The organism is Marinobacter sp., from assembly GCF_033722735.1.
GTDB lineage: Bacteria > Pseudomonadota > Gammaproteobacteria > Pseudomonadales > Oleiphilaceae > Marinobacter.
This window is the reverse complement of sequence record NZ_JAWVYN010000004.1, coordinates 1-12,792: the sequence shown is the minus strand read 5'-3', so window position 1 is coordinate 12,792 and position 12,792 is coordinate 1. Positions and strand designations below refer to the sequence as shown.

Sequence of the window (12,792 nt, the reverse complement as noted above, 5' to 3'; positions counted from 1 at the left end):
GTTTCCAGGTGGTGGTCATATGGCGAGCCCCAATCATACTGGGGTCACCCCGGCAGATGCCAGCATTGCGGGCCCAAATGCTGACTGCAATGCCCGCTATGCCTGACCTGCCGGCCAATGTCCGGACCTGGCGGGCGCTGGAGAATTCCAGTTAACAAGATTCGGAGGCCGCTATGGAGCTGGAAGTAACACACGCCTATGACTCGAACCTGGATCGGGTGCTGGGCGCTTTCTTTGATGAACAACACATCCTGCAGAAGAACGCCGAGGTGGGTGCCCGCAATGTCCACGTTGACGAATGCACGCTGTTGGACCAGACCGGCAAGTTGGTGATTTCCCGCGAGGTGAAAAGCGCCCAGGAAGTGCCGGGCTTTCTCGCCAGCTTCCACCGGGAGTGGAACAAGGTGAGGCAGGAGGAACACTGGTTCCGTAAGGACGAGAACGAGTGGCACTGTGAGTTCCGCGTTCACGTCGAAGGCGTGCCCGCCAAGATCAAGGGCAGCATGCGCCTGCAGGGCGACCAGAATAACTGCATCAACCAGGTATCCCTGAGCGTCCGTTGCGACCTGCCGCTGATCGGCAAGAAAGTGGCCAAGTTCCTGCTGGAGGACTCCCGCTTGAAGATGGACCGGGAGCACCAGGTCTCCAACGCCCTTCTGTAAGGCGTCCGCGACGGACTCCGCTGATCGATTGAGAGCCTGCCGGGCAATGGCGCCCGGCCTGATCAGTGACTCAGCACCCGGGACAGGAAGGCCTGGGTGCGTTCGTTCTTCGGGTGATCAAAGACGTCGTCCGGCTTGCCCTGTTCCACAATCTGGCCTTCGTGAATGTAGATCACCCGGTCGGCGACCTCCCGGGCAAAGCCCATTTCGTGGGTGACTACCATCATGGTCATGCCCTCCCTGGCCAGCTCCCGCATGACATCCAGCACCTCGCCGATCATTTCCGGATCCAGGGCGGAAGTGGGCTCATCAAACAGCATTAGCCGCGGCTCCATGGCCAGTGCCCGGGCAATGGCGACACGCTGCTGCTGGCCACCGGACAGCTGGGCCGGGTATTTCTCGGCCTGGTTGCCGATACCCACCCGGTCCAGCAGCCGCAGCGCGGTTTTCTCCGCCTCGGCCTCGGATGCCCCCTTGACCTTGATCGGCGCCAGCATGATGTTCCGTTTCACGGTCAGGTGCGGGAACAGGTTGAACTGCTGGAACACCATGCCGACTTCCTTGCGGATGGCGTAGAGGGATTTCTGGTTGCCCCCCTTGGGGGCGAGGGGACGGTTGTCCACCGTGAGCTGGCCGGATTCGTACTCCTCCAGGCCGTTGACGCAGCGGATCAGGGTGGATTTGCCGGAACCGCTGGCGCCGATGATGACCACCACCTCGCCCGCTTCCACCGTCAGCTCGATATTCTTCAGGACATGCAGGCTGCCAAAGTACTTATTCATGCCCTTCATTTGAACGATTTGTGCCATAGTGACCGTTACCTCACGCAGAACCCAGACCGCGGCGTTCCAGGAAACGCAGCACCAGCGACAGCGACAGGGTGATCGCCAGGTACAGTACCGCGACCGCAAAGTACACCTCGAAGGCGGTAAAGGTGTTGGCGATGTAAACCTGGCCCTGGCGAACCAGTTCGCCGACACCAATCACCGAGAACAGCGACGTGTCCTTGATACTGACGATGGCCTGGTTGCCCAGCGGCGGGATCATGCGCCGGAAGGCCTGGGGCCAGATGATCGACCAGAAGGTCTGGCTGCGGGACAGGCCCAGCGATAACCCGGCCTCGGTCTGGCCACGGTCAATGGACTGGACGCCGCCGCGGACCACCTCGGAGATGTAGGCGCCGGAGTTGAGGGCGATGGCGGCAATGCCGGCCACCAGCGGATGGATGGGGGCCCCGATGATGTCCGGCAGGCCGTAGAAGATGAACAACACCTGGACCAGAATCGGCGTGCCACGGAAGATCTCGATGTAGGCCGTGGCGGGCCATCTCAGGACCCGGTGCTTGTTCAGGCTGAGCAGGCCGAACACCAGGCCCAGGATAAAGCCGATGGCCAGCCCGCCAAAAGAGATCAACAGGGTATAGGGAATGCCCTTCAGCAGGTACGGTAGGGAATGGATGGCTGCCTGCCAGTCAAACTCGAACTGGAATTCCACGAGCAGTGTCTCCCTCGGGCAGTGAAAAAGGCGGCGCCGGGAAAGGCGGTAATCCGGAGATTACCAAGCCGCCCGTGTGGGGCCCGGCGCCCAGGAGAAAAGCCTTACTCCGGCATTGGGCCGAACCACTTTTCGTAGATGGCCTTGTAGGTGCCGTCTTCCTTGATGCTGGCCAGGGCCGCGTTGACCTCGTCCAGCCATTCACTGCCCTGCTTGAGGGCGATACCGTATTGTTGACCTTCGTACAGCGGGCCGATGGTCTTGACCCGGCCCTCGCCGCGGGTTCGGGCGAAGTAGCCGACGTTGGGGGCATCGTAGAACACCGCATCCACCGCGCGGGACATCAGCGCCATGTACATGTCCGAGCTGCCGGGGTAGGGCGTCACGCCGTCGTTGTCCTCCAGGTTGGACACCAGGAAATCGTAGCTGGTGCTGCCGATCTTGGTGCCGATCTTCATGCCCTCCAGGTCCCCCAGTTCCGCCACATCGTCGTTGCTTTCCCGCACCATGATGCGCAGGCCGGAGTCGTAATAGGGATCGGAGAAGTCGACGATCTCCTCCCGCTCCTCGGTGATGGTGATACCGGCAATGGCAATGTCCACGTTACCGGTTTGCAGCGCCGGGATGATGCCATTGAAGTCCATGGTCTGCAGTTCATAGTCAAAGCCGGCCCGTTTGGCGACTTCGGCAATGATCTCCATGTCGAACCCAATCATTTCTCCGGTTTCCTGGTCCATCATTTCGAACGGCACGAAACTCGGGTCGGTGACCACGCGCAGGGGCTCCGCCTGGACGCTGCCCGCGGTGACGATCAGGGCGCTCGCCGCGAGAGATTTCAGCCATTTGTTAATCATGGGTGCTCCTTGTCTTTCTTTTTAAGACCCGCGAGGGGCCGAAGAACAGATGCATCGTTCTCAGTCTAGACCATGGAAGCAAGGGACGCCGGGAATCAAAAAGTTAGAAAGGCAGAAAGGCGTTGCCAGGAAGCGGGGAGCGGCGGCGGTGGCGAGGGAAAGGCACCGGCCGCCTGACTTGGGCGGCCGGGGGAGGTGACGGGAGCGGATGCCTAGAACGCGATCTTCTCGCCCTGGCCGATGCCGAGGTTCTGCCAGATGTTGAGGCTGGGCTCGGCCTGGTTGAGGGTGTAGAAGTGCAGGCCGGGGGCGCCGGCATCCAGCAGCTTCTGGCACATCTCCGTGACCACTTCCTCGCCGAACTTGCGGATGCTGTCGGTGTCGTCGCCGTAGGCTTCCAACTGCTTGCGGATCCAGCGCGGGATTTCCGCTCCGCACATCTCCGAGAACCGCACCAGGTTGGAGAAGTTGACAATGGGCATGATGCCCGGCACCACCGGAATGGTGACGCCCATCTGCTCCAGGCGCTCGATGAAGTAGAAGTAGCTGTCCGGGTTGAAGAAGTACTGGGTGATGGCGCTGTTGGCACCGGCCTCAACCTTGCGGGCAAAGTTCTTCAGGTCTTCCTCGGCGTTGCGGGCCTGGGGGTGGAACTCCGGGTAGGCGGCCACCTCGATGTTGAAGGTATCGCCGCTGTGCTCACGGATGAACTCCACCAGTTCGTTGGCATAGCGCAGCTCGCCGGCGGCGCCCATGCCCGAGGGCAGGTCGCCCCGCAGGGCGACGATGCGGTTGATGCCGTTCTCCTTGTAGAGATCCAGCAATTCCGCCACGCTTTCCCGGGTGCCGCCCACGCAGGACAGGTGGGGCGCGGTGGAGATGCCCTGCTGGTGGAGGTTGGTCACGGTTTCCAGGGTGCGGTCGCGGGTGGAGCCACCCGCGCCGAAGGTCACCGAGAAGAAGTCCGGGTTGACCGTCGCCAGGCGGTCGCGCACCGCCTGGAGCTTTTCCTTGCCCTTGTCGGTTTTGGGCGGGAAGAACTCGAAGCTGAAACGTCGCTTAAACTGCTTTTGGGATTCCATTTTACTGCTCCCTGATCCGGATCGATCAGTACTTGTAACTTTCTGGCTTGTACGGGCCTTCCACCGGTACGCCGATGTATTGTGCCTGCTCCGGGGTCAGCTTGGTGATCACCCCGCCGAAGCCTTCCACCATGGCCCGGGCCACTTCCTCGTCCAGCTGTTTGGGCAGGACCTGGACATACACGCCCTTGGCCTTGGCCTCGTCCGGCAGGTCGGCGAACTTGCGCTCGAACAGGTGCATCTGCGCCAGCACCTGGTTGGCGAAGGAGCCGTCCATGATCCGCGACGGGTGACCGGTGGCGTTGCCCAGGTTCACCAGGCGGCCTTCGGACAGCAGGATCAGGTGGTCGTTGCTGGCCTTGTCGCGGTACACAACATGCACCTGCGGCTTCACTTCTTCCCACTCCCAGTGCTTGCGCATGTAGGCGGTGTCGATCTCGTTGTCGAAGTGACCGATGTTGCACACCACGGCGCCGGACTTCAGGGCCTTGAGCATGTTGGCGTCGCAGACATTGAAGTTGCCGGTGGTGGTGACCAGCAGGTCGGTGTTGCCCAGCAACGCCTTGTCGACGCCGGCTTCGGTGCCGGTGTTGATGCCGTCAAGGTACGGGGACACCACCTCGAAACCGTCCATGCAGGCCTGCATGGCGCAGATCGGGTCGGCCTCGGTCACCTTGACGATCATGCCTTCCTGGCGCAGGGAGGCGGCAGAGCCCTTGCCCACGTCGCCATAGCCGATCACCAGGGCCTTCTTGCCGGCCATCAGGTGGTCGGTACCGCGCTTGATGGCGTCGTTGAGGCTGTGACGGCAGCCGTACTTGTTGTCGTTCTTGGACTTGGTGACCGCGTCGTTGACGTTGATGGCCGGGACCTTGAGGGTGCCCTCGCGCAGCATTTCCTGCAGGCGGTGGACACCGGTGGTGGTTTCCTCGGTCACCCCGTGGCAGTTGGCCAGGATGTCCTGGTACTTGTCGTGGAGCAGGGCGGTGAGGTCGCCGCCGTCGTCCAGGATCATGTTCGGTTGCCAGCCGTCGACGTCGGCACCCACGGTACGCTCCAGGCACCACTCGTACTCTTCCTCGGTTTCCCCCTTCCAGGCGAAGACCGGAATGCCCTGGGCGGCAATGGCGGCCGCAGCGTGGTCCTGGGTGGAGAAGATGTTGCAGGAGGACCAGCGCACGTTGGCGCCCAGCTCCACCAGGGTTTCGATCAGGACCGCCGTCTGGATGGTCATGTGGATGCAGCCCATGATATTGGCGCCTTTCAGCGGCTGCTCCGCCTTGTACTTGTTGCGCAGGGCCATCAGCGCCGGCATCTCGCCCTCGGCGATCTTGATTTCCTTGCGGCCATAGTCGGCGAGGGCAATGTCGCGGACCTTGTAATCCTGCTTGGCGTTCAGTTGTTCTGCCGGAGTGCTCATGGTGTTCTCCTGTCGCTTGCTGTATTGGCTGGCAGTCAGGGGATGGCCCTGCACTGCTGAATCGTGGGTGACGGTCGCGGGGGGGGACGCCCCCGCGACCCCGCAGACTTCTGGCTGTTGCCGTCGACGGTATTGCGCTGGCGGTTAAACGCCCGCCGCGTCCTTCAGGGCCGCCGCCTTGTCGGTCTTCTCCCACGGGAAGGCGGTGAAGGTGTTGCCGTTCACGGTCATCTCGTACGGATCGCGACCGAAGTGGCCGTAGGCCGCCGTAGCCCGATACATCGGATGCAGCAGGTCCAGCATGCGGGTGATGGCGTAGGGGCGCAGGTCGAAGTTGTCACGGACCAGGGCGATGATCTTGTCGTCGCTGATCTTGCCGGTGCCGAAGGTGTTGATGGAGATGGAGGTGGGCTCCGCCACGCCGATGGCGTAGGACACCTGGATCTCGCAGCGGTCGGCCAGGCCGGCGGCGACGATGTTCTTGGCCACGTAACGGCCGGCGTAGGCTGCGGACCGGTCGACCTTGGACGGATCCTTGCCGGAGAAGGCGCCACCACCATGACGGGCCATGCCGCCGTAGGTGTCGACGATGATCTTACGACCGGTCAGGCCGCAGTCGCCCACCGGGCCACCGATCACGAACTTGCCGGTGGGATTGATGTGGAACTTGGTGTCGGCGTGCAGCAGCTCGGCCGGGATCACGTGTTTGACGATCAGCTCCATCACCGCTTCGCGCAGATCGGCCTGGCTGACGTCTTCGTCGTGCTGGGTGGACAGCACCACGGCGTCAATGCCGGTCACCTTGCCGTCTTCGTAGCGGCAGGTGACCTGGCTCTTGGCATCCGGGCGCAGCCAGGGCAGCAGGCCGCTCTTGCGGGCCTCGGCCTGGCGCTCCACCAGGCGGTGGGCGTAACAGATTGGGGCCGGCATCAGCACGTCGGTCTCGTTGCTGGCGTAGCCGAACATCAGGCCCTGGTCGCCGGCGCCCTGGTCTTCCGGCTTCTGGCGGTCAACACCCTGGGCGATGTCCACGGACTGCTTGCCGATGATGTTGATCACGCCACAGGTGTCGCCGTCAAAGCCAACCCGGGAGGAGGTGTAACCGATGTCCTTGATCACTGAGCGAACCAGCTCTTCCAGATCCACCCAGGCGGAGGTGGTGATTTCACCGCCAACGATGGCCACACCGGTCTTGACCAGCGTTTCACAGGCCACGCGGGCGTGGGGGTCTTCCTGCAGGATGGTATCCAGTACGGCGTCGGAAATCTGGTCGGCCAGTTTGTCTGGATGGCCTTCAGAGACCGATTCCGATGTAAAGATGCTGTAATCAGACATAGTTTTGGCTCCTGTATGAGCGGTTACACGTCGGCCGGTTGTCGTTGCCACCGGAATCCAATGGGTTATGGGGTACGAATTGTATATCAAAAAACTTTGATATGGTTTAAAAGTTTCAGTCGTCCGCCGTTAAGTGGCCCAGATTGTTAACTGGTGCCGGAGGATTTCCAGAATTCCCGCACCTGGATCTGAAAACCGTTGCGCAGCCCGATAAACAGGGACTCGCCGGTCGTCAGACCGGCGTCTTCGGCCCAGGCGGTGAGCTCTTCCGGCTCAAAGCCCAGCCACAGGTCGCCGCAGTTCTCCTTGGCCCAGTCCTGGTCGTGGCTGCACAGGTCGCTGACCACGAAACACCCGCCCACGTTCATCAGGGCGGCGGCATCCAGAAAGATATCCGCCGGGCTGGGCACGTGGTGAAGCACCATGTTGGCCACCACCAGGTCAAAGGCATCGCCCCGGGCCAGCAGGGTATCGGTGACCCCTTCAATCAGGTCGATGTTGTTCAGGTGTCGGTCGATGCAGGTGCGGGTTGCCTTGGCCAGCATGTCCCGGGAGTTGTCGAGGGCCACCACGTGGTCGCAGATTGCCGACAGCACCGGCAGAAAGCCCCCCTCTCCGGGGCCAATCTCCAGGGCAGCGCGCCAGTCCTGCCGGTGGGCCCGCTGGCGAATCAGTTCGGCGGTGGGCTCGGCGTACAGGTCAAACGCCGCAATCAGTTCCTGCTGCTCGCGGAACTGCTCCGCGTGGCGCGAGAAAAAGGCCTGGGACTGTTCGGCCCGCTGGTCCCGGATCGCCTCAATCCGGTCCTGCAATGGTTGCGGCAGCGGTACCTGGTCCACTTGCTCGAAAATCTGGCGGATGGTGCGATCGGTCAGGGTATCGCTGTCCAGGTGCAGGGGGCGCCGATAGAAAATGGCGTTGCCCTCCCGCTGAGGCTCCAGCAACCCAGCCTTGTTCATCACCTTGAGATGGTGGCTCATGCCCGACTGGCGCATGTCGAACAGTTGGCTCAGCTCCAGCACCCCGAAGGTGTCCCGGCGCAGCACGCGCAGAATCTCCAGGCGCAGCGGGTCGCCGCAGGCCTTGTAGATGGGCGCCAGGGCGTCGACGGTGGACGCTGCCGGGGCTTGGGGGGGTGTCGCAATGGAAGTCATGGGGGGGGAGTGTAGACCGGTAAAAGTGGTCAATCAATATCCATATCAATATATTTTGATATAGATTAAGCTAAATGGCAGTTCTGGCCGGAACTGCCTCCGGCCAACGGCTGGATCGCCTCTCGGTTTTCCGATTTGCCCCCGCACCTGTTAATCGGCGAAAATACGCGCCCATCTTTTTCTTACTCTTAAAGTCAGTGGAGAACAGTCAATGCCGTCTCGCAAAGATCTCGCCAACGCCATTCGCGCGCTGAGCATGGATGCGGTTCAGAAAGCCAAGTCCGGCCACCCGGGCGCGCCCATGGGGATGGCGGATATCGCCGAGGTGCTGTGGAACGAGTACCTGAGCCACAACCCGGCCAATCCGGCGTGGGCCAACCGCGACCGCTTCGTCATGTCCAACGGGCATGGCTCCATGCTGGTCTACTCCCTGCTGCACCTGACCGGCTACGACGTCTCCATCGAAGACCTGCAGAACTTCCGCCAACTGCACTCCAAGACACCGGGGCACCCGGAATACGGTTACACCCCGGGCGTTGAGACCACCACCGGTCCCCTGGGGCAGGGCATTGCCAACGCCGTTGGCTTCGCCATTGCCGAGAAGGCCCTGGCGGCCCAGTTCAACCGCCCCGGTCACAACATTGTGGATCATTACACCTACGCCTTCCTCGGCGACGGCTGCCTGATGGAAGGCATTTCCCACGAGGTCTGCTCCCTGGCCGGCACCCTGGGCCTGGGCAAGCTGGTGTTCTTCTACGACGACAACGGCATCTCCATCGACGGCGAGGTGGACGGCTGGTTCACCGACAACACCCCGCAGCGCTTCGAATCCTACGGCTGGCAGGTGATCCCCGCGGTGGATGGTCACGATCCGGAAGCGGTCCGTCAGGCCATCGAGCAGGCCCGCGCCAACACCGATCAGCCCACCCTGATCTGCTGCAAGACCATCATCGGTTTCGGTTCCCCCAACAAGCAGGGTACCGAGAGCTGCCACGGGGCCGCCCTGGGTGAGGACGAAATCGCGCTGACCCGGGAGAACCTGGGCTGGAAGCACGGTGCCTTTGAAATCCCCGATGAGATCTACGCCGGCTGGGACGGCCGCGAGAAAGGCAATGCCGCCGAGCAGGCCTGGAACGAGGCCTTCGCCGCCTATGAACAGGCCGAGCCGGAGCTGGCGGCCGAGTTCAAGCGTCGCATGGCCGGCGACCTGCCGGCGGACTTTACCGAGAAAGCCGAGGCCTACATTCGCGAGTGCCAGGAAAAGGGCGACACCATCGCCAGCCGCAAGGCGTCCCAGAACACCCTGAACGCCTATGGTCCGCTGCTGCCGGAATTCATGGGCGGCTCCGCCGACCTGGCCGGTTCCAACCTGACCATCTGGGAAGGCAGCAAGGGCCTGACCAAAGAGGATGCCAGCGGCAACTACATCTATTACGGCGTGCGCGAATTCGGCATGTCCGCCATCATGAACGGCATCGCCCTGCACGGCGGCTTCGTGCCTTACGGCGCCACCTTCCTGATCTTCATGGAATACGCCCGTAACGCGGTGCGCATGTCGGCGCTGATGAAGCAGCGCTCCATCTTTGTCTTTACCCACGATTCCATCGGCCTGGGTGAAGACGGTCCGACCCACCAGCCCATTGAGCAGCTGGCCAGCTTGCGCACCACGCCGAACATGAGCACCTGGCGTCCGGCGGACGCGGTGGAATCGGCGGTGGCCTGGAAGGTGGCCATTGAGCGCCAGGACGGCCCGACCGCAATGGTCTTCTCCCGTCAGGGGCTGCCCCACCAGGCGCGGGATGCCGAGCAACTGGCCAATGTGGCCAAGGGTGGCTACATCCTGTCGGACAGCGAGGGCACGCCGGAGCTGATCCTCATCGCCACCGGTTCCGAGGTGGGCCTGGCCCAGGACGCGGCGGCCGCGCTGCGGGAAGAGGGCCGCCAGGTTCGGGTGGTCTCCATGCCGTCCACCGACGTGTTCGATGCCCAGGATGCCAGCTACAAACAGCAGGTGCTGCCGCTGGAAGTCACCAACCGCATCGCCATCGAAGCCGCCATCGAGGACTACTGGTACAAGTACGTGGGCCTGGACGGCCGGGTTGTGGGCATGAGCACGTTCGGCGAATCCGCGCCGGCGGGTGAGCTGTTCAAGGAGTTCGGCTTCACCGTGGACAACGTGCTGGCGGTGGCCCGGGAGTTGCTGGAAGATTGATGTCCGCCAAGGCGCCTTACCGAATTGCCATCAATGGCTACGGCCGTATCGGCCAGTGTGTGTTGCGCGCGCTGTACGAGAATGGCTTCCGGGACCGGTTCCGGGTGGTGGCGATCAATGAGCTGTCGGACATCGACACCATCGCCCACCTGACCCGTTATGACTCCACCCACGGCCGCTTCCGCGGCGAGGTGGAGGTGGACCGGGACCGGCTGCTGGTCAATGGCGACCAGATTGCCGTGGTCAGTTGTCGTGAGCCGGCTGAGCTGCCCTGGCGGGAACTGGATATCGATCTGGTGCTGGAGTGTTCCGGCGCCTTTTCCGATCGGGCTACGGCGGAGGCGCACCTGAGCGCCGGCGCCAAACGCTTGCTGTTTTCCCAGCCGGCGGAGGCAGATGTTGATCGCACGGTGGTGTTCGGGGTTAATGAGGATTCACTGACCCGGCAGGACCGGATCGTCTCCAACGCCTCCTGCACCACCAACTGTATCGTGCCGGTGATCCAGGTGCTGGATGAGGCGCTGGGTGTGGAGCAGGGGGTGACCACCACCATCCACGCCGCGATGAACGACCAGCCGGTGATCGACGCCTACCACCACCACGATCTGCGCCGCACCCGCAGTGCCCTGCAGAACATCGTGCCGGTGGATACCGGGCTGGCGCGGGGCATTGAGCGGTTGCTGCCGCAGATGAAGGATCGCTTCAGCGCCGTGGCGATGCGGGTACCAACGACCAATGTATCCGCCATCGATATGACGTTGAATGTGCGCCACTCAACCTCCGTCGAGGAGGTGAATGCGCTGCTTCAAACGGTGGCAAAGGGGCGGCTCAAGGGCATTCTTGGGTATACCGATGAGTTGCTGGCCAGTTCCGACTTCAATCACGACGCCCATTCCGGCGTGGTGGACGGCGGCCAGACCCGGGTGACCGGTGGCCGGATGGTGAAGGTGCTGTGCTGGTTCGATAACGAGTGGGGCTTTGCCAACCGGATGCTGGATGTCAGCAGGAGCTGGCTGGAACTGAATTGAACGTAACCACTGAACATTGTTGAAGAGACGACCCTATGGCCATCAAGAAAATGACCGATCTGGATCTCGCCGGTAAGCGCGTACTGATCCGGGAAGACCTGAACGTACCTGTCAAAGACGGCAAAGTGACCAGTGACGCCCGCATCCGCGCCTCGCTGCCCACTATCCAGGCAGCGAAGGACGCCGGCGCCAAGGTTATGCTGATGTCCCACCTGGGCCGTCCGGAAGAAGGCGTCTACGACGAGGCCGCCTCCATGAAGCCGGTGGCCGAGCACCTGTCCGGCCTGCTGGGCCAGGACGTCCGCCTGGTGAAGGACTACCTGGACGGCGTTGACGTGGCCGACGGCGAAGTGGTGCTGTTCGAGAACGTGCGCTTCAACAAGGGCGAGAAGAAGGACGACGAGAGCCTGTCCAAACAGTACGCCGCCCTGTGCGACGTCTATGTGATGGATGCATTCGGCACCGCCCACCGCGCCCAGGCCTCCACCCACGGTGTGGCCCGGTTCGCCCCGGAAGCCTGTGCCGGCCCACTGCTGGCGGCGGAGCTGGATGCCCTCGGCAAGGCCCTGGACAACCCAGCCAAGCCGGTGGTGGCCATCGTTGGTGGCTCCAAGGTCTCCACCAAGCTGGATGTGCTCAACGCCCTGTCCCAAGTCTGCGATCAGCTGATCGTCGGTGGCGGCATCGCCAACACCTTCCTGGCCGCTGCCGGTCATCCGGTGGGCAAGTCCCTGTGCGAGCATGACCTGGTGGGCACCGCCAAAGACATCGCCGGCAAGGTCAACATCCCGCTGCCCACGGACGTGGTCGTGGCCAGTGAGTTTGCCGAGACCGCCGAAGCCACCACCAAGGCCATTGCCGATGTCACCGAAGATGACATGATTCTGGACGTGGGCCCGCAGACTGCCGCCCAGTTCGCCGAGCTGCTCAAATCCGCCAAGACCATCCTGTGGAACGGTCCGGTGGGTGTGTTCGAGTTTGACCAGTTCGGCAACGGCACCCAGGCCCTGGCGGATGCCATCGCCGAGAGCGATGCCTTCTCCCTGGCTGGTGGTGGCGACACCGTGGCGGCCGTTGACAAGTACAACGTCAGCGACCGGATTTCCTACATTTCCACCGGCGGTGGCGCGTTCCTCGAGTTTGTCGAAGGCAAGGTGCTGCCGGCGGTAGCCGTTTTGGAAGAACGCGGCGCGTAAGCGATTTTTTAACCGAATTCCGATTAATTAAGGAGAGTTCCCCATGGCCCTGATTTCGATGCGCCAGATGCTGGACCACGCCGCCGAGTACGGTTACGGCGTTCCCGCGTTCAACGTGAACAACCTCGAGCAGATGCGCGCGATCATGGAAGCGGCGGACAAGACCGATTCCCCGGTGATCGTGCAGGCCTCTGCCGGTGCCCGCAAGTATGCCGGTGCGCCGTTCCTGCGCCACCTGATCCTGGCGGCCATTGAAGAGTTTCCCCACATTCCGGTGGTCATGCACCAGGACCACGGCACCAGCCCGTCCGTGTGCCAGCGTTCCATCCAGCTGGGCTTCAGCTCGGTGATGATG

12 protein-coding genes are annotated in these 12,792 nt (G+C 62.6%); 5 read left to right on the top strand and 7 right to left on the bottom strand.

Translation table 11 applies throughout. The features are described from left to right. Positions 1–173: 173 nt before the first annotated feature. The gene (locus R3175_RS04705) at positions 174–662 is read left to right on the top strand and encodes a DUF2505 domain-containing protein (protein WP_318942717.1); all 489 of its coding nucleotides are present in this window, start codon (positions 174–176) and stop codon (positions 660–662) included. Between the two features lie 62 nt (positions 663–724). On the opposite strand, the gene R3175_RS04700 is transcribed toward R3175_RS04705, so the two are convergent. The 7 genes from R3175_RS04700 to R3175_RS04670 form a co-directional block, all read right to left on the bottom strand. After that, on the bottom strand, positions 725–1,471 hold the full coding sequence (locus R3175_RS04700; protein WP_318942716.1) for an amino acid ABC transporter ATP-binding protein: 747 nt from the start codon (positions 1,469–1,471) through the stop codon (positions 725–727). 13 nt (positions 1,472–1,484) lie between these two features. Beyond that, positions 1,485–2,156 carry an amino acid ABC transporter permease gene (locus tag R3175_RS04695; protein ID WP_318942715.1) on the bottom strand — a complete coding sequence of 224 codons (672 nt, stop codon included), beginning with the start codon at positions 2,154–2,156 and terminating at the stop codon, positions 1,485–1,487. Between the two features lie 104 nt (positions 2,157–2,260). Next, complete coding sequence (locus R3175_RS04690) at positions 2,261–3,010, bottom strand: transporter substrate-binding domain-containing protein (protein WP_318942714.1); 750 nt, start codon at positions 3,008–3,010, stop codon at positions 2,261–2,263. A 212-nt stretch (positions 3,011–3,222) separates the two neighbouring features. After that, positions 3,223–4,092, bottom strand: coding sequence for a methylenetetrahydrofolate reductase [NAD(P)H] (metF, locus tag R3175_RS04685; RefSeq protein WP_318942713.1), 870 nt, complete (start codon positions 4,090–4,092; stop codon positions 3,223–3,225). Between the two features lie 25 nt (positions 4,093–4,117). Next, on the bottom strand, positions 4,118–5,512 hold the full coding sequence (gene ahcY / locus R3175_RS04680) for an adenosylhomocysteinase (RefSeq protein WP_318942712.1): 1,395 nt from the start codon (positions 5,510–5,512) through the stop codon (positions 4,118–4,120). Positions 5,513–5,656: 144 nt separating this feature from the next. Further along, entirely contained in the window at positions 5,657–6,847 is a 1,191-nt protein-coding gene (gene metK / locus R3175_RS04675; RefSeq protein WP_318942711.1) for a methionine adenosyltransferase, read from the bottom strand. A 146-nt stretch (positions 6,848–6,993) separates the two neighbouring features. Continuing rightward, a complete protein-coding gene (locus tag R3175_RS04670; protein ID WP_318942861.1) occupies positions 6,994–8,001 on the bottom strand; it encodes a metalloregulator ArsR/SmtB family transcription factor in 1,008 nt (335 codons plus the stop codon). Positions 8,002–8,212: 211 nt separating this feature from the next. Here R3175_RS04670 and tkt point away from each other — a divergent pair, with 211 nt between their 5' ends. The 4 genes from tkt to R3175_RS04650 form a co-directional block, all read left to right on the top strand. Then, the gene (gene tkt, locus R3175_RS04665) at positions 8,213–10,213 is read left to right on the top strand and encodes a transketolase (protein ID WP_318942710.1); all 2,001 of its coding nucleotides are present in this window, start codon (positions 8,213–8,215) and stop codon (positions 10,211–10,213) included. Next, the gene (gap, locus tag R3175_RS04660) at positions 10,213–11,241 is read left to right on the top strand and encodes a type I glyceraldehyde-3-phosphate dehydrogenase (protein WP_318942709.1); all 1,029 of its coding nucleotides are present in this window, start codon (positions 10,213–10,215) and stop codon (positions 11,239–11,241) included. Before tkt ends, gap begins: the two co-directional genes overlap by 1 nt. A 35-nt stretch (positions 11,242–11,276) precedes the next feature. Then, a complete protein-coding gene (locus R3175_RS04655; RefSeq protein WP_318942708.1) occupies positions 11,277–12,437 on the top strand; it encodes a phosphoglycerate kinase in 1,161 nt (386 codons plus the stop codon). A gap of 43 nt (positions 12,438–12,480) precedes the next feature. Then, positions 12,481–12,792: class II fructose-bisphosphate aldolase (locus R3175_RS04650; RefSeq protein WP_318942707.1), on the top strand; the 312-nt coding region annotated here is incomplete at its 3' end.